Source organism: Mycobacterium sp. IS-2888 (assembly GCF_001954215.1).
GTDB lineage: Bacteria > Actinomycetota > Actinomycetes > Mycobacteriales > Mycobacteriaceae > Mycobacterium.
Map to the genome: position 1 here is coordinate 17,796 of NZ_MBET01000099.1, position 16,727 is coordinate 34,522.

Consider the following 16,727-nt stretch of genomic DNA (forward strand, 5'->3'; position numbering starts at 1 on the left):
CCTGCGACTTGTCGCACCCCGGTTGACCCGTCACTTCACACCCGCGGCGCTCCTCGACGTTTCCGACCCATAAAGGCTATCGCTTCCCCCGCAATTCGCTAGACGGACCATTCACGCTCGGCGGCTAGCCGGCTTCGTGGACGGGCGGCAGCACGCGCAGGGGGGCCGGCCAGCGCGCCGGCGGGACACCGAATGCCTGGCGGGCGTTGCGAACGATCTTCTTGCCCACCATGCGATTGCCGGCGCCGCCGACCGCGGCGCCGATGCCGACCGGCAGCATCTTGCCGAACATCAGCGCGCCACGTCGCACGGTGTACCGCTTGACGAAGTATCCGAGCATCCGCGTGTTCAACCGCGACAACGTCGGCAGCGGCAGCGTGGCCATGCCCTCCGCCAGCCAGCCACCGTTGGTGCGCCCGGGTCCGATCAACTCGCCGATCGCGCGCCTGCTGTCGTCCCCGACCAAAACGGAAAGCACCAGGGCGCGGCGCCGTTCGCGGTGGTCGGCCGGAATGCCATACACCACGGCGTTCGCCAGCACGAACACCGCGGTGGCCTCGAGGAAGAACACCGTTTCCCCGGCGCCGGCGGTCATCGCCGTCAACGTCCCGACCCCGGGGAATGTGGCCGCGGAACCCACCGCGGCGCCGCTGGCCGTCAGCGCGGCCAGGTAGCGCTTTTCCAGCTTGGCGACGATTTCGGCCGGGCTGGCACCGGGGTGGGCCCGCCGCAGCCGGGCCACGTAGGCCGCCGCGGCCGGGCCCTGGAGCCGGGAGCTACGCTCGATGACCTGCGCCAATGCGCGCGCGGATGCCTTGGGCCGACCGCCCTCCGCGGCCGGCAGCGCATCGGGCGCAAACCCGCGTTCGGACCTTCTCTCGGATCTTTTCAAGACCAACTCCCTGACCTATTGCGTCCTTTCAGGCTAACGCGCATTTTGCTGCACACGAGCGGGGCCGGAAAGCGCGCCTTTCGCCTGGCATTCGATCCGCGGCTGCCGCTAATTGCCTCGCGCGGAATAATGCACGCTGGATACAGGGTGTAGCACCCCGCTCATGGGGCACGCCGGTCGACCAGTTCGGGGGATGCGGCGCCCGAATGGACCGGAGAGCATCGTCGGGGAGCTGAAGCGAGGTGAGGGCATGACCACGGCGTCGCCCAGGTGGGCCGGGGAAACCCGGCGCGCAGGGCCTCGTCGTGCCGAGCCCACCGGGCGCTGGAGTTTCACGCTCCCGTCAAACGCCAACCCGTGGAACGCGCTCTGGGCGATGATGATCGGCTTTTTCATGATCATGGTCGACTCGACCATCGTCGCGGTCGCCAACCCGACCATCATGGCCGACTTACACACCGGGTACGCCTCCGTGGTCTGGGTGACCAGCGCCTATCTGCTGGGCTATGCGGTGGTGTTGCTGGTCGCCGGCCGGCTCGGGGACCGGTTCGGCACCAAAAACCTCTACCTGGCCGGTCTTGCGTTGTTCACGGCGGCGTCGCTGTGGTGTGGGCTGTCCGGCAGTGTCGCCGTGCTGATCACCGCCCGCGTGGTGCAGGGCATCGGCGCCGGGGTGCTCACCCCACAGACCCTGTCGACGATCACCCGCATCTTCCCGCCGGAGCGGCGCGGTGTCGCGGTCAGCCTGTGGGGCGCCACCGCGGGCGTCGCCACCCTGGTCGGGCCGCTGGCCGGCGGAGCGCTGGTCGGCGGCCTGGGGTGGCAGTGGATTTTCTTCGTCAACGTCCCCATTGGCGTCATCGGGCTGGGGATTGCGCTGTGGCTGGTGCCCGCGTTGCCGACCGAGGCGCACCGATTCGACCTGATCGGTGTCGCGCTGTCCGGGATCGGCATGTTCCTGATCGTCTTCGGCCTGCAGGAGGGCCAGGCCGCGGAATGGCAACCGTGGATCTGGGCGACCATCGTCGCCGGTGTCGGATGCATGTCGTTGTTCGTCTACTGGCAGGCCGTCAACACGCGCGAGCCGCTGATACCGCTGGACATCTTCGCCGACCGCGACTTCAGCCTCTGCAACGCCGGGGCGGCCGTCATCGCGTTCGCGTCAACGGCCACGATGCTGCCGCTGATGTTCTACACGCAGGCGGTGTGCGGGCTCTCGCCCACGCGCTCGGCGTTGGTGATCGCGCCGGTGGCGCTCGCCAACGGCGTGCTGGCGCCATTCGCCGGCGTGATGGTCGACCGATATCACCCGCGGCCCGTGCTCGGCTTCGGCTTTTCGATGGTGGCGATCGGGCTGACGTGGCTGGTGTTCGAGATGACCCCGGACACGCCGATCTGGCGGCTGCTGTTGCCGTTCGGCGTCATCGGCATCGGCAGCGCGTTCGTGTGGTCGCCGTTGACCGCCACCGCGACGCGCAACCTGCCGGGGCATCTGGCCGGCGCGGGCTCCGCCGTATACAACTCGGTGCGCCAGCTCGGCGCCGTGCTCGGCAGCGCGGCGATGGCCGCGTTCATGACGTGGCGGATCAGTGCCCAGATGCCGGCGCGGGCAACCACCAGCGACGCTGCCGAGGGTGCTGTCACGCTGCAGCTGCCCGGCTTCCTCCGCGAGCCGTTCTCCGCCGCGATGTCACAATCGCTGCTGCTGCCCGCGTTCATCGTGCTGTTCGGGATCGTTGCCGCGCTCTTCGTGGTCGGTGTCGCGTCGTCGGCATCGGCCGATGAGGACCTCGTCGACCACGACTACGACGACGATGACGACGACTACGTCGAGTTCATCCTGCATCGCGAGCCGGACATCGCGCCCCCACCGGAGGCGCCGATAGCTGCGCCGCGAGCGCAACCTATCGGCTTCGCGCACAACGGCTCTGACATCGGGCGCAGCTTCCGCCCCGTCGCCGAGTTTGCGCCCTTCGAGTCCGCGCCGTTCGAGTCCGCCGGCGAGGCGCCGCGAGGACAGCACTACCGACCCGATCCCGACGACGAGCCCACCGGCTACGGTCGGCATTCGTCCGGTCGCTAGCCCGTCGCCGTCAGCGCCAGGAAAGCGCCCAAGTCGATCAGGCCCGCGGGCGTGCCGGGCAGGTACTCGGTCAGCTGCTCCGAGCGCACGATCACGGCCGCGTACTGCGCCCGGCTGACCGCGACGTTGAGCCGATTCCTGTTGAGCAGGAACGAGATCCCGCGCGGCACTTCGTCGACGGATGAGGCAGTCATCGAGATGAAGACCACCGGCGCCTGCCCGCCCTGGAACTTGTCAACAGTTCCGACCCGGACCGCTCCCATACCGGCCGACGCGAGCCGCCGGCGCACCAGCGCCACCTGGGCGTTGTACGGTGCGAGCACCAGCACGTCGGCGGCGGTCAGCGGCCTGGTGCCGCGCTCGTCGGTCCACGCGGCCCCGAGCAGACGCTGGATCTCGGCGACGATCGCGTCGGCTTCCTCGCGGCTTTCGATCGAGTTTCCTTGGTGGGCAACGGGAAGCACATGGACGCCGGGCTGACATCCGTCCAGCTGCCGCGCGGCGGTTTGCTTGTCATGGGAATGCAATCGGCCCTCATAGGACAGCGCCGAGACCGCGGCGCAGACCGCCGGGTGCATCCGGTACGAGCGGTCCAGGAAGTATCCGCGTTCGTCGGGCAACGTGCGGTGGCCGTCGACCAGCCAATCGAGCGCCGAAGTGTCGACCGGCTCCGGATGGGTGCCCTGACTGACCTGTGGCAGCTGCTGCGGGTCGCCGAGCAGCAGCAAGTTGGTGGCCGCCGGTGCCACGGCGATCGTGTTGGCCAAGCAGAACTGGCCCGCCTCGTCGATGACCAGCAGATCCAGGCTGCCGTGCGGGACCCGGGCGGGATTGGCGAAATCCCATGCGGTGCCGCCGATCACGCATCCCGCGGAGCTGGCGATGAAGGCCGCATAGTCGCCGCTGTCGATCTCCTGCCAGCGCGGGGCGTGGCGATCATAGCGCTTCTTGGCGACCCGGGTGGGTTCCAGCCCGGCGTCGATCACGGCGTCCAGCAGGTTCTCCACCGTGGCGTGCGATTGCGCCACCACGCCGATGCGCCAGGAATGTTGCGTCACCAGGTGGTTGATCACCTGGGCGGCGGTGTATGTCTTGCCGGTTCCCGGCGGCCCGTGCACCGCGAGGTACGACGCGTCCAGGTCCAGCACCGCCGCGGTGATGTCGGTGGCCGTGTCGGTGCCGCGTGGAAGCGGAGCGCCGCTGCGGGTTCGGGGCGCGCGGCGCAGCAGGACGTCGATCATCGCGGCGCGCGGCAGGTGCGGCAGCCCGGCGGCCACCGCGGCGGCGCTCGATTCGATCGATTCCCGCAGCGCCAGGGTGGGAACGGGTGGGCCGGGAGTCAGCGCGAAGGGCAGCTGGTGAAAGGTGTTGCCGTCATTGCCCACTCGCTCGACGATGACCACTTCGGTGGGCAACGCGGGATCGTCGGCCTCGACGACCTCGGCCCGCCCGGCCGCCCGTCGGTCGGGGTTGTCGGTCATGGCCGTCGGGGCTGGGGCGTCATAGAGGGCGAAGACGTTGGTCATCAGGTCGCCGCGTGCGAGCTCGCCACGCAGCCGGACTCGTCGTTGCTGTTTTCGCGCGCGGGGCGGCAGGTGCCAGTCGACGTCCACCGCCGCGTGGTCCGCGACGAAGACGTCGGTATTGTCCGCCCACTCTTCGACCGGGAAGTTCAAACGGTCGAAATGCGCCCACCAGAACGGTTTGTCCTCGCGCCGGTGGTAGCCGCGTGCGGCGGCGACCAGCGCCACAGCGGTCTGCTGCGCGGTGCGGTCGCCGACGGCGGCGTCGCCGGCGAATGTCGACAGCGCCACCGCCAACCGGTCGCGGTCTTCGACGGCGGTGCCGTCGGGAACCGGTTGCGCGCCAACGGGTGTGACGCCGGATTCCCAGGCGCGTACGAGTAGCCAATTGCGCAGTTCCTGTGTCGACCGGCAGTCGTAGTGGTTATAGTCCTCGATCTCCTTGAGCACGGTTGCGGCCTCGTCGACGCGGCCGGCGTCGTGTAGCTCGCAGTACCGGGCGTAGGAGGTGATCGAATCGGCGGCCGTGGTGACGTCTCCGGAGCGCAGCTGCGCACCCATGTAGAGGGGCTCCAGCGCCTTCAGGCCGAACGATTCGGCGCCCACGCGAATGCTCTTGCGCACCAACGGATACAGGTCGACCAATGTCCCGCTGCGCAGTAACTCGTCGACCTCGTCCTCGCCGACGCCGTACCGACCGGAAAGGCGCAGCAGGGCGGTCTTCTCGTATGGCGCGTAGTGGTAGATGTGCATGTTGGGGCGACGCTTGCGGCGTTTGGCCACCATCGCCAGAAAATCGGTCAGTGCCTTGCGTTCGTCGACCCGGGTGTGCGCCCACAGCGGCCGGAACGTGCCCGCGGCCCCGGCTTCCAAGACGCCGAAGAGATATTCCAGACCCCAGTCGTGGCCGTCGGTGGTCCACAGCGGATCGCCCTCGAAGTCGAAGAACAGGTCGCCGGGGTCGGGCTCGGGCAACAGCGCCAGGGGCTGGGGATCGGCGATCTCGAATCGTGGGATACCGGTGTCGCGTTGCAGGACTTGCAGTTTCGCCTGAGCGGTCAACTTGGCCAGTGTGCCGGGCGTCAGGTCGGGCACCGGCCCGCGGTACTTGGCCAGCCCGGCGACCGTGGTGATGCCGGCGTCAATGAGCTTGTCCCGCTGGCTTACTCGCATGCCGGCGACCAACAGAAGGTCGTCGGTGGCGCGCACTTGTTCCTCGCACAGCGGGCAACGAAAGCATGCCCGCACCCCGTCGTCTTCCCAGCGCACCGCGGTGCCCGCGGCGTAGTGGTCGTCGAGCAGGCGTTGCAGGAGCGCGCGCTGGGACCGGTAGACGGGGATCAGGTCGCAGACGCGATAGCGCACGACAGACCCATCGCCCAGTCGCAGTTCGGCGTCCGGCGCGACCGAGACGCCCATGCCGGCCAGCGCGTCGGCGTAGGCGGCCAGCTGCAACAGCGCGGTGACCTTGGGGGAGCGGGCCAGCTTGGTGTCGACGAGGCGGTATCGCTCGCCGTCGGCGACCAGGAAGTCGGCGAATCCCACGAAGCGGCCGTCGAACATCGCGGCCTGATACACCACCGGCGCGCGGTCGGCGATGGCGCGCCGGGTCGCCTCGGCGGCGGCGGTCAGCCCCTCGAGCGTGTAGGCCGGACGGCCGATGATCGCGACCGCATCGTCGAACTCCGCGCGCAGCCGGTCGAGCTCGCGTTGCTCATGCCGGTCGCCCAAAGCGGCCGTGCGTTCGAGCAGCTCGTCCTCGACCACGACGGCGGGGCCGCGACCCAGCTTTGCGTCGAAATCGCGCAGCAATGCGTACTCGCAGCGGGCGGCGGCCGCGAGATCCGATGCGCTGTAGACGATGCTGTCGCCGGTGACGAACACAGCAGCAACTGTAGGTGAGGCGACCGACAATCCGGCGGCGCCGGGCTAGCGATCGGCTTAGTGGCCGGGGGTGTTCCCGATGAGCTCGACGCCGTTGCCATTCCAGTGGAATCGCACGTCGGTGTTCAGGCCGTTGATGCCGCCGGGATAGGTCAACGCCACGGTGTCGCCGGTGGTCTGCGCCGGGTCGATGCCGTTGAAACCGTAGGTGTCGGGCACGCCCTGCGGGATGAACTGACCGAGGTGGAACAGCACCGCCCGGGTGGTGGGATTGATGGCGTTGGTGTTGGCCTTGATGATGACGGCCGACAGCTGGGCGCACTGGTTGTAGTTGCCGGCCAGCGGTTCCGGGCTCCAGGACTGTTGACTGCGGGGATCGCGTGGCAGCTCGGACACCACTTTCGCGATGGTGGGCGACGCCAGATTGATCGCGCACGGATCGGCCGGTGTGCCGCTGGGCGTCGCCGCCGCGCCGGACGCCTGGCCGGGTGCGGTGGCGGGTGCCGCCGGCGTGGTCGTCGTTGCCTGCGGGGTCTTGGCGACCGTGGAGTCTCCCGTGCCGCAGCCCGTCAACGCCGCGCCGAGCACCACCGCGAGGGACAGGGCGGACAGCGGCTCGGCAGGGCACGGTAGCGACCACACATCGCGCACCGTACCGTCATCGGGCTCGACGGTGTGGCAGGCGTGCCGCGCCCGCCGCGCTGCGCGCATGACCACCACGGCGCTGTCTGGTGGTGACCCGCCACGCTCAGCTCTGCTGAGCTCGCGGTCACCACTAGACTTCAGGGACGATGACCCTCCCCGACAGCTCGCCCGAGGCTGTTTCTACGACGTTTGCCGACCTGCAGATCCATCCCTCCGTCTTGCGGGCGATCGGCGACGTTGGCTACGAGACACCGACGGCCATCCAGGCGGCGACGATTCCGGCGCTGATGGCCGGTTCCGATGTGGTGGGCCTGGCGCAGACCGGCACCGGCAAGACGGCGGCGTTCGCGATCCCGATCCTGTCCAAGATCGATGTGACCAGCAACGCGACCCAGGCCCTGGTGCTGGCGCCCACCCGGGAACTGGCGCTGCAGGTGGCCGAGGCTTTCAGCCGCTACGGGGCGCAGCTGCCCAAGATCAACGTGCTGTCGATCTATGGCGGGTCGTCCTATGGCGTGCAACTTGCCGGACTGCGGCGCGGCGCGCACGTGGTGGTGGGAACGCCCGGCCGGATCATCGACCACCTCGAACGCGGCACGCTCGACTTGTCGCGGGTGGACTACCTCGTGCTCGACGAGGCCGACGAGATGCTCGCCATGGGCTTCGCCGACGACGTCGAGCGCATCCTGTCCGAAACGCCGGAATACAAACAGGTCGCGCTGTTTTCGGCGACCATGCCGGCCCAGATCCGCAAGCTCACCGCCAAGTACCTACACGATCCGTTCGAAGTAACCACCAAAGCGAAAACCGCTACAGCCGAGAACATTTCGCAGCGCTACATCCAGGTGGCCGGGCCACGCAAAATGGACGCGCTCACCCGTGTGCTCGAGGTGGAGCCGTTCGAGGCGATGATCGTCTTCGTGCGCACCAAACAGGCGACCGAGGAGGTGGCCGAAAAGCTGCGCGCCCGAGGCTTTTCCGCGGCCGCCATCAACGGCGACATCCCGCAGGGGCAGCGCGAGCGGACCATAGCCGCGCTGCGCGACGGGGGCCCCAAGGGCATCGACATCCTGGTCGCCACCGACGTGGCCGCGCGCGGGTTGGACGTGGAGCGGATATCGCATGTGCTCAACTACGACATCCCGCACGACACCGAGTCCTACGTACACCGCATCGGACGCACCGGCAGGGCCGGGCGTTCGGGAACCGCGCTGTTGTTCGTCGCGCCGCGGGAACGCCACCTGCTGAAGGCGATCGAAAAGGCAACGCGCCAAACGCTCACCGAGGCCGAGTTGCCCACCGTCGAGGACGTCAATGCGCAGCGCGTGGCGAAATTCGGCGATTCCATCACCCGCGCTCTCGGCGGTCCGGAAATCGAGCTGTTCCGCAAGCTGGTCGAGGACTACGAACGCGAACATGACATCCCGATGGCCGACATCGCCGCCGCGCTGGCCCTGCAGTCGCGCGACGGCGAGGAGTTCCTGATGGCGCCCGAACCGCCGCCAGAGCGGCGCGAGCGTCGGGAACGGCGCGAACGGCCCCATGAAAAACCAAGGCAGACACGGGATTTCGCCACCTATCGCATCTCGGTGGGCAAGCGTCACAAGATCGGCCCCGGCGCGATCGTCGGCGCCATCGCCAACGAGGGCGGACTGCACCGCAGCGACTTCGGCCACATCGCCATCGGCCCGGATTTCTCCCTGGTGGAGCTGCCGGCTAAATTGCCGAAGGCAACCGTGAAAAAGCTTGAGCGCACGCGTATCTCGGGCGTGCTGATCGATCTGCGGCCGGATCGTGGCTCCGGCAAGACCAAACCACGCAAGAAACGCGCCGGATGACGCTGTCCGAGGAGAGAGACGCCCAGGGCGGACTCGAGCAGGTCGCCCACGTGGACCGAGTCGCGTCGCTGACCGGCATCCGCGCGGTCGCCGCCCTCCTGGTCGTGGGCACCCACGCCGCCTACACCACCGGCAAGTACACCCACGGGTACTGGGGTCTGGTCGGCTCCCGGATGGAGATCGGCGTTCCGATCTTCTTCGTGCTGTCCGGCTTCCTGCTGTTCCGCCCGTGGGTCAAATCGGCCGCGACCGACGGCCCGCCGCCGTCGCTGAATCGCTATGCGTGGCACCGGGTTCGGCGCATCATGCCCGCCTACGTCATCACGGTGCTCGTTGCGTACGTGCTGTACCACTACCGGGAGGCGGGACCGAATCCCGGGCATTCGTGGACGGGCCTGGTGCGCAATCTGACCCTGACGCAGATCTACACCGACGGCTATCTCGGCAAGTACCTGCATCAGGGCCTGACCCAGATGTGGAGCCTGGCGGTGGAGGCGGCCTTCTACGTGGTGCTGCCCTTGCTGGCCTACGTGCTGCTGGTGCTCGTCTCGCGGCGACGCTGGCAGCCGAGGCTGGTAGTCGGCGCCCTGGCGGCGCTGGCGTTGCTCAGCCCGGCATGGCTGGTCCTGGTGCATACCGATCACTGGTTTCCCGACGGCGCCCGGCTGTGGCTACCGACCTACCTGGCCTGGTTCCTGGGCGGCATGCTGCTGACGGTGCTGCAGCGGATGGGCGTGCGGTGCTATGCGTTCGTGGCGATACCGCTGGCGATCATCTGCTATTTCATCGTCTCGACCCCGATCGCGGGCGCGCCCACCACGTCACCGGCAACGCTGGGGGAGGCGCTGTACAAGACGTGCTTCTACGCCGCGATCGCGGTGCTGGCGGTGGCACCGTTGGCCCTGGGCAACCAGGGGTGGTATTCGCGGCTACTGGCCAGCCGGCCCATGGTGTGGCTGGGCGAGATCTCCTACGAGATCTTCCTCATCCACCTGGTGACCATGGAGTTCGCGATGGACTATGTGGTCCGGGCCCACGTCTACACCGGTTCGATGCTGTATCTCTACGTCGCGACGCTGGCCCTGACCATCCCCTTGGCCTGGCTGCTGCACCGGTTCACCCGCGTGCGCGACTGACCAGGTTTACGTACTGACGAGTTGCGGGAGGCTCTCCTGCAGCGGCGTGAGCGGAGCCATGCTGGCCCAGGCCGACGACGCACCGGCGTGGTAGTGGGCCATCGCGGTCACGTCCTGCGCCCACATCTCGTCGTAATGCGATTCGGTTGCCGCGATCGCCGGGGTGTTCAGCCCCAAGAAGTTCGTGTTTACCAGCGTCACCAATAGAGCCCGATTGGCCGCGATCGCCGGCGTGGGCACGATGGCGGCTTGTGCCGTCTCGAACGAGGCCGCCACCGCCGCAGCCTGGCCGGCCGCCCGTTCGGTATGCCCGGCCGCCGCGCTCAGCCATGCGGCATAGGGTGCGGCTGCGGCCGCCATCGCCACGGCCGCGGGCCCCTGCCACGTCTCGCCCGAGAGGTTCGACGTCACGGACGCAAACGAGTCCGCCGCCGACCGCAATTCGCCGGCGAGCCCACTCCAGGCCGACGAGGCCGCGCGCATGGGGCCGGGCCCCGCACCGGTTTGCATGCGTGCCGAATTGATTTCGGGCGGCAAACAGGGGTAAGTCACGTCGGTCCTTCCTGAGTGGCGCCGATGGTTATCGGTAGCAGCGCGTCGTCGCGTGCGCACACGGACACCCGCACTTCGACTCCTGGTCTGCTCCCCACCGATCGCTCTGCGACAACTCGATGGGCCATAACATAGCGCTGCGCAGCCGCCCAAGACAGCGGTTTGGACGAAAAAAGCCCTAGTAGACACGGGTATAGTTGCGCGGCGGCGACGTCGTTGCGCGGCCGGACGACGGCTAGCGACGCGCGCCGACCGGCGTGACGATCGGCACGACGAACTCCTCGATCATCGCCCGCTCGTCGGCCTCGTCCCGGCCCGGATACATCAGCAGCGACGTGATCACCCGAACCACCCAGCGGGCCCGGCGTTCGACGACGGCGGGCTCCTCGGGACCGAGCGAGCTCACGAACGCGGCGGCCAACGCGGTGATCACCTCCGACTTTTCAGCCAGCTCGCCGCCGATCGGTGGGCGGGTGACGGCGAACCACGCCGCCAAGGCCGCGCTGTCGCGAACCATCCGCAACGTCGCGGTGATGCTCGCAATCAGGCGTTCGCGCGGATCCTCGATGCCGTCGATCTCGTCGGCGATCGCGCGGCTGAGCCGGCGCGTCTCGCGGTGCACGTAGGCGGTCCGCAGCGCCTCGCGGTTCTCGAAGTACCGGTATAGCGTCGCGCGGGAACAGCCTGCGGCCCGGGCAATTTCGTTCATGCCGATCGATGCCTGGTCGCGCACCGTGTAAAGCTCCTCGGCGGCGTCGAGAATCCGGTCGGCCGCCGCCTCGCTGCGGTGGGAGGCCAGCCAGTCGGGCATCAGGAGTTCACCGTGATCGGCACGGTCAGCGGGCGCCTGACGTAACTGCCGCCAGACCAGACGATTGCGGACTCGTCCACCTCGAAATCCGGCCAGCGGGCCAGCAGTTCGGTCAGCGCGACCCGCGATTGCATCCGCGCCGCCGCCGCGCCCAGGCAGTGGTGCGCCCCGTGGCTGAAAGTCAGGATGTTGCGTGGGCGGCGGGTCACGTCGAGTTCGCCTGCGTCCGAGCCGTATTGGCGTTCGTCGTGGTTGGCGGACGCGTAGAGCAGCAACACTTTGCGGCCGTCCGGGACGGTCGTGTCGCCGATCTCCGCGTCCCGCGTGGCCGTGCGCGCCAGCCCCTGCACCGGCGAGGTCAGCCGCAGTAGTTCTTCCACCGCGTCGGGGATCAGGCCCGGGTCGTCGACCAAAAGCCGCCGTTGGTCCGGGCGCCGGTGCAGCAAGGGCATCGACCCGCCCAGCATCCCCGTCACGGTGTCGTTGCCCCCGGTGACCATCGTGAACGTGAAGGCCAGAATCGACAGCGTGCCGGAGATGTCGCCGTCGGCGCCGACGCCGGCGGCGACCAGGTGGGAGATGGTGTCGTCCTCGGGTTCGGTCCGCCGCCGCTCGATCAGGTGGGTGAAGTAGGCCATCATCGACCCGACGGCATCGCCGGCGCTTTCCAGCGCGCCGCTCACGCCGCCTTCGGTGGTGTTCGCGGCGACGATGGCCTGGGTCCAGCCGTCGAATTGGGCCCGATCGTCCTCGGGCACGCCGAGATAGTGCGCGACCACCATCGACGGCAGCGGCTTGAACAGCTCGGTGACGATATCGCCGCCACCGTCGGCGCGGAGCCTCTCGATGCGCTCGACGACGAACTCGCGCACCTTGGGCTCGACGGCCTCGACCTGCCGTGGCGTGAAACCGCGCGACACCAGTTTGCGAAACTCGGTGTGCACCGGCGGATCCTGCATGACGAACGGTGGATTGTCCTGCAGCCCAATCATTTCCAGATCGTCATAGTTGACCGTCAGGCCCTGCGCCGACGAGAACGTCTCGTGGTCGCGGGCCGCCGCCCAGACGTCGGCGTGCCGGGACAGCACGTAGTAGTCGCGATCCGGCTTGCCTTCGGGCACGACGTGATGCACCGGGTCGTGATCGCGCAGCGCGCGGTACATCGGCCAGGGGTTGGGCCAGGTGTCGGCGGTGGCGAGCCGGAACGCGACGGGTGCGTTATGAGACAGATCCACCGGCATGTCTTATGTGTAAGGCATTCCAGCCGCTATGTCAACGTGACGATGCAGCGGTAGATCACGTACAGTACGTTCAGTGTGTACTGAACGAACTTAGGAGTCCGATGTCACCGGAAGAGGCCGAATTCGTCGACCGCATGGGGCTGTTCTTCGAGCTCCTCGGCGCCACCCGCACCATGGGGCGGATATACGGGTGGCTCCTGATCTGCGATCCACCGCAGCAGTCGTTGGGCGAGCTGGCCGATGCGTTGTCGGTGAGCAAGGCGTCGATCAGTACCGTCGCCCGGCAGCTGCTCGAAGGCGGCATGGTGGAGCGATTGCCCAGCCCCAACCGTCAACACCTCTACCGGCTCACGCCGGGCGGGTTCACCAGCGTGATGGAAACGCAGCTGTCGCTGATGCGCCTGGGCATCGAGCCCGCCGAGTTCGCGCTGTCGGTGCTGGGGGAGGACCGCGCCGAGCAGCGGGAGCGCGTCGAGGACTTCCGCGATTTCTGCGAGTTCTGCACCCGGGACTATCGCGACCAGCTGATGCGGATGTGGACCGAATATCGGGAGGAAAAGAGAAAGTCATGACAATGACGGACAAGGTCGACTTCAGCGGCGTGCGGTGGGGGTCGGTGGAATGGACGAATCTGTGCACGCTGTATCTGCGGGCGTACGAAAGCCGTTCGCCGGCACCGATTCTGGGTGACACGGCGGCCGCGGAGGCGGTAGACCGCATCGAATACGACTGGGCCCGCATGCGCCGCGCCATGCATCCCGGATCGAATCAGTACCTGGTCACCATGCGCGCCAGACAGTTCGACGACTGGAGCGCCGACTTCCTGCGCCGGCATCCCGACGCGGTCGTGCTGCACCTCGGGTGCGGCATGGACACCCGGGCGTTCCGGCTGCACCCACCGGAAACCGTGCGGTGGTTCGACGTCGACCAGCCGGGCGTAATCGCGTTGCGGCGCAAGCTGTATGACGACCGCGACGGCTACCGGATGATCGGCTCGTCGGTGACCGACGACTGGCTCGACGACATACCGACCGATCGCCCGGTGCTGATGATCGCCGAGGGCCTCGTCATGTACCTCACCGAGCCCCAGGTGCGCACGCTGCTACAGAGCCTCACGGATCGGTTCGGTAGCGGCGAGCTCCTCTTCGACACGACCTCGCCGCTGGGGCCGCGGCTGTCCAAGGTGCTCACCAAGGGCATCACCAAATGGGGCATCCGGGATGCCCGCGAACTCGAGCGCTGGAACCCGCGGCTGCGTTTCCTCGAGCGGTCCGCCGTGGGGGCGCTCTACGAGCGCATACCGTCGGCGCCGCTGCGCCTGTTCTGGCGGCTGGTCAACGCCACGCCACTGGGCAATTACGACGTGCTGAACCGCTTCGCGTTCTAAGCCACACGCCCCAACCGCCGAGCGTGAATTTCACGACGCGACACGCCGCGAACGCGTCGCCAGATTCACAGTCGGCGCAAGAGCTAGATCGCCGCACCGGGATTCAGGATGCCCAGCGGATCCAACGCCTTCTTGATGCGCCGGTTGAGCTCCATCGCCTCAGGTCCGAGGTAGCCGTCCAGCCATGGCCGCTTCAACCTGCCGACGCCGTGCTCACCCGTGATGGTGCCGCCGAGACCGACGGCGAGATCCATGATCTCGCCGAATGCCAGGTGTGCGCGCTCGGTCATGGCGGCATCGGCCGGGTCGTACACGATCAGCGGATGGGTGTTGCCGTCGCCGGCATGGGCGATCACCGAGATCATCAACTCGCGTTCGGCGGCGATGCGCTCGATCCCGGTGACCAGCTTGCCCAGGGCCGGCAGCGGCACGCCGACGTCTTCGAGCAGCAGCGAGCCCTTGGCCTCCACCGCCGGAATGCAGAACCGGCGAGCGGCGACGAAGGCCTCGCCCTCGTCCGGGTCGTCGGTCGAAAACACCTCCGTCGCACCGTTTTCCGCGAACACGGCGGCGATCACCTCGGCGTCGTCGGACGCCGCGCGCCCCCGTTCATCGGAGCCGGCCACCAGCATGGCGGCCGCCCCGCGGTCCAGGTCCATGCGCAGGGTGTCCTCGACGGCGTTGATCGCCACCGAATCCATGAACTCCAGCATCGACGGGCGCAGTCGCGCGGCGACCCCGAGCACCGCGTCCACCGCCGACTCCACCGTCGCGAAGGTGGCTACTACCACACTCGAGGTGTTCTGCGCGGGCAGCAGCCGCAGCGTCACTTCGGTGATGACGCCAAGCGTGCCTTCGCTGCCCACGAACAGCTTGGAGAGCGAGAGACCCGCCACGTCCTTCAAACGCGGGCCACCCAGGCGCACCGCGGTGCCGTCGGCGAGCACCACCTGCATGCCCAGCACGTAATCGGTGGTGACGCCGTACTTCACGCAGCACAGCCCGCCCGCATTGGTCGCGATGTTGCCTCCGATGCTGCAGATCTCGAACGACGACGGATCCGGCGGATACCACAGGCCGTGCTCGGCGGCGGCCTTCTTCACCTCGGCGTTGAACAGCCCGGGCTGGCATACCGCGGTGCGGGTGACCGGATCGACGGTGATGTCGCGCATCTTCTCCGTCGACAGCACGATCCCGTTGTCCAGCGCCGTCGCTCCGCCCGACAGTCCGCTGCCGGCTCCCCGCGGCACCACCGGCACCCGGTTGGTCGTGGCCCAGCGCAACACCGTCTGGACCTCTTCGGTGGTCCGGGGCCGGACGACGGCCAGCGGCTTGCCCGCCGACGGGTCGAAGGCGCGGTCTTGGCGGTAGCCCTCGGTAATGGCGGGGTCGGTGACGACGGTCCCGTCGGGCAGGCCGGCGATCAGGCCGGCCAGCGCATCCGAGTTCACGGGCCCGATCCTAGGCCGTTTCAAGCTCGGGGTTCGACAGCGAACTCGGCGCGCGGTCCAGTTCGCGCAGCGACGGCAGCCCGCAGGCGACGAGCCCGATCAACAGGATGGGCACGGCCAGCGTCAGGAACGTGGCCTTCAGTCCGGCGGCGTCCGCCAGGGGACCGGCCACCAGCAGGCCCAACGGGCCAGCGGCGTAGGTCAGCCCGGTCATCACGCCGACCACTCGACCGCGCAGATGATGCGGGGCCCGCGTCTGCATCACGTAGTTGTAGATCGGCTGGATCGGCCCGTAGACCACGCCGGTCACCGCGCACAGCGCCAGGATCACCGGCAGCGGCGGCAGGAACGCAATGCCGACCGTTGCCGCACCGAAGGTGAGGGTCGCGGTCAGCACGGCCACGCGTCGCCGCATGTATCTCGACAGCACCGCATAGCCGAGCGCGCCCGCCACGCCACCAATCGCCAGCGCCATCAACGCCCAACCCAGCTGCGCGGGTTGGTGGTGGTCGGCGAAATACTTTGGAAACAGCACGCTTTCCATCGGCAAGTACAGCGCGGTGACGAACAAGTCGATCACCCCGAGCGTCCGTAGCACCCGCAGATTCCAGACGAATCGCAGCCCCTCGGTGATGCCGGATACCAGCCCGGTCGGCCGGGTTGCGTGGTGTGGCTTGCCGGCACCCTCGAGGCGCAGCGCCCCGATCGCGAGGATCGACAACCCGAACAACCCGGCGGTGAGCCACATGGTGTTGACGCCGCCGACCGTGGCGATCATCAAACCGCCGATGCCCGGACCGACGATGAAGCCGAGGTTCTGAATCGCCTCGTAAATGCTATTGGTCCGGTCCAGCGACCACCGCGCCCGGCCGGCGGCCTCGGGCAGCATCGAGTCCCGCGCCGTCGTCCCGGCCGGGTCGAAAGCGGCCGCGAAGAAGGCCAGCACCGCCAGGTCGACGACGTTGATCGCTCTCGGACCGAAGAACCAGGCAATCAGCGGCACCGCCGCTACCGCGGTGCCGGACAGCGAATCGGAGACCAGCGACACCCGGCGGCGGCCGAAGGAGTCGACCGCCGTGCCCGCGACCAGCGTGGACAGCACCAGCGGCAGCGTCATCGCTACCGCCACGACGGACGCTGCCCGCGCGCTCCCGTTGTGCTGCAAGGCCAGCCAGGGGAACGCGACGATCGAGATGCCGGTGCCCGCCGCCGCCATCAGCGTGGCGAACAGGATCAGAACCGCGGGGCCGGTGCTTTTCATGGGATATCGCGGCTGAATTTATG

13 protein-coding genes are annotated in these 16,727 nt (G+C 68.3%); 5 read left to right on the top strand and 8 right to left on the bottom strand.

What is annotated here, in order from left to right; translation table 11 throughout:
- Window positions 1–124 precede the first annotated feature (124 nt).
- Window positions 125–892 carry a hypothetical protein gene (locus tag A5745_RS18910; protein ID WP_371337047.1) on the bottom strand — a complete coding sequence of 256 codons (768 nt, stop codon included), beginning with the start codon at window positions 890–892 and terminating at the stop codon, window positions 125–127.
- 250 nt (window positions 893–1,142) lie between these two features.
- On the opposite strand from A5745_RS18910, the gene A5745_RS18915 reads away from it, so the two are divergent.
- A complete protein-coding gene (locus A5745_RS18915) occupies window positions 1,143–2,975 on the top strand; it encodes a DHA2 family efflux MFS transporter permease subunit (protein WP_076118044.1) in 1,833 nt (610 codons plus the stop codon).
- Here A5745_RS18915 and A5745_RS18920 read toward each other — a convergent pair.
- A complete protein-coding gene (locus A5745_RS18920; protein WP_076118046.1) occupies window positions 2,972–6,382 on the bottom strand; it encodes a TM0106 family RecB-like putative nuclease in 3,411 nt (1,136 codons plus the stop codon). The genes A5745_RS18915 and A5745_RS18920 overlap by 4 nt on opposite strands.
- Window positions 6,383–6,439: 57 nt before the next feature.
- On the bottom strand, window positions 6,440–7,024 hold the full coding sequence (locus tag A5745_RS18925) for an LppP/LprE family lipoprotein (RefSeq protein WP_139329700.1): 585 nt from the start codon (window positions 7,022–7,024) through the stop codon (window positions 6,440–6,442).
- A 149-nt stretch (window positions 7,025–7,173) separates the two neighbouring features.
- Between A5745_RS18925 and A5745_RS18930 the strand changes: the two genes are divergently transcribed.
- Both A5745_RS18930 and A5745_RS18935 read left to right on the top strand, forming a co-directional pair.
- On the top strand, window positions 7,174–8,865 hold the full coding sequence (locus tag A5745_RS18930) for a DEAD/DEAH box helicase (RefSeq protein WP_076118048.1): 1,692 nt from the start codon (window positions 7,174–7,176) through the stop codon (window positions 8,863–8,865).
- The gene (locus A5745_RS18935) at window positions 8,862–10,001 is read left to right on the top strand and encodes an acyltransferase (protein ID WP_076118050.1); all 1,140 of its coding nucleotides are present in this window, start codon (window positions 8,862–8,864) and stop codon (window positions 9,999–10,001) included. Before A5745_RS18930 ends, A5745_RS18935 begins: the two co-directional genes overlap by 4 nt.
- Window positions 10,002–10,007: 6 nt before the next feature.
- Here A5745_RS18935 and A5745_RS18940 read toward each other — a convergent pair whose 3' ends face one another.
- The 3 genes from A5745_RS18940 to A5745_RS18950 form a co-directional block, all read right to left on the bottom strand.
- Window positions 10,008–10,553, bottom strand: coding sequence for a PPE family protein (locus A5745_RS18940; protein ID WP_076118053.1), 546 nt, complete (start codon window positions 10,551–10,553; stop codon window positions 10,008–10,010).
- Between the two features lie 235 nt (window positions 10,554–10,788).
- A complete protein-coding gene (locus tag A5745_RS18945) occupies window positions 10,789–11,364 on the bottom strand; it encodes a TetR/AcrR family transcriptional regulator (RefSeq protein ID WP_076063986.1) in 576 nt (191 codons plus the stop codon).
- Complete coding sequence (locus tag A5745_RS18950; RefSeq protein ID WP_076118055.1) at window positions 11,364–12,605, bottom strand: cytochrome P450; 1,242 nt, start codon at window positions 12,603–12,605, stop codon at window positions 11,364–11,366. The genes A5745_RS18945 and A5745_RS18950 overlap by 1 nt, the downstream gene beginning before the upstream one ends.
- Before the next feature lie 101 nt (window positions 12,606–12,706).
- Here A5745_RS18950 and A5745_RS18955 point away from each other — a divergent pair, with 101 nt between their 5' ends.
- Together A5745_RS18955 and A5745_RS18960 are read left to right on the top strand one after the other, a co-directional pair.
- Window positions 12,707–13,177: a GbsR/MarR family transcriptional regulator gene (locus tag A5745_RS18955; protein ID WP_076063982.1), complete on the top strand. Its 471-nt coding sequence runs from the start codon at window positions 12,707–12,709 to the stop codon at window positions 13,175–13,177.
- A 2-nt stretch (window positions 13,178–13,179) separates the two neighbouring features.
- Window positions 13,180–13,992 carry a class I SAM-dependent methyltransferase gene (locus tag A5745_RS18960; RefSeq protein WP_175879857.1) on the top strand — a complete coding sequence of 271 codons (813 nt, stop codon included), beginning with the start codon at window positions 13,180–13,182 and terminating at the stop codon, window positions 13,990–13,992.
- 83 nt (window positions 13,993–14,075) lie between these two features.
- Here A5745_RS18960 and A5745_RS18965 read toward each other — a convergent pair whose 3' ends face one another.
- Both A5745_RS18965 and A5745_RS18970 read right to left on the bottom strand, forming a co-directional pair.
- Complete coding sequence (locus A5745_RS18965; RefSeq protein WP_076118059.1) at window positions 14,076–15,443, bottom strand: FAD-binding oxidoreductase; 1,368 nt, start codon at window positions 15,441–15,443, stop codon at window positions 14,076–14,078.
- 10 nt (window positions 15,444–15,453) lie between these two features.
- Window positions 15,454–16,704, bottom strand: coding sequence for an MFS transporter (locus tag A5745_RS18970; RefSeq protein WP_076118061.1), 1,251 nt, complete (start codon window positions 16,702–16,704; stop codon window positions 15,454–15,456).
- Between the last annotated feature and the right edge of the window lie 23 nt (window positions 16,705–16,727).

Coding starts and splice junctions, on each gene's coding strand:
- A5745_RS18915 (WP_076118044.1), top strand. CDS start 1,143: ATGACCACGGCGTCGCCCAGGTGGGCCGGGGAAACCCGGCGCGCAGGG.
- A5745_RS18930 (WP_076118048.1), top strand. CDS start 7,174: ATGACCCTCCCCGACAGCTCGCCCGAGGCTGTTTCTACGACGTTTGCC.
- A5745_RS18935 (WP_076118050.1), top strand. CDS start 8,862: ATGACGCTGTCCGAGGAGAGAGACGCCCAGGGCGGACTCGAGCAGGTC.
- A5745_RS18945 (WP_076063986.1), bottom strand. CDS start 11,364: ATGCCCGACTGGCTGGCCTCCCACCGCAGCGAGGCGGCGGCCGACCGG.
- A5745_RS18950 (WP_076118055.1), bottom strand. CDS start 12,605: ATGCCGGTGGATCTGTCTCATAACGCACCCGTCGCGTTCCGGCTCGCC.
- A5745_RS18955 (WP_076063982.1), top strand. CDS start 12,707: ATGTCACCGGAAGAGGCCGAATTCGTCGACCGCATGGGGCTGTTCTTC.
- A5745_RS18960 (WP_175879857.1), top strand. CDS start 13,180: ATGACGGACAAGGTCGACTTCAGCGGCGTGCGGTGGGGGTCGGTGGAA.
- A5745_RS18970 (WP_076118061.1), bottom strand. CDS start 16,704: ATGAAAAGCACCGGCCCCGCGGTTCTGATCCTGTTCGCCACGCTGATG.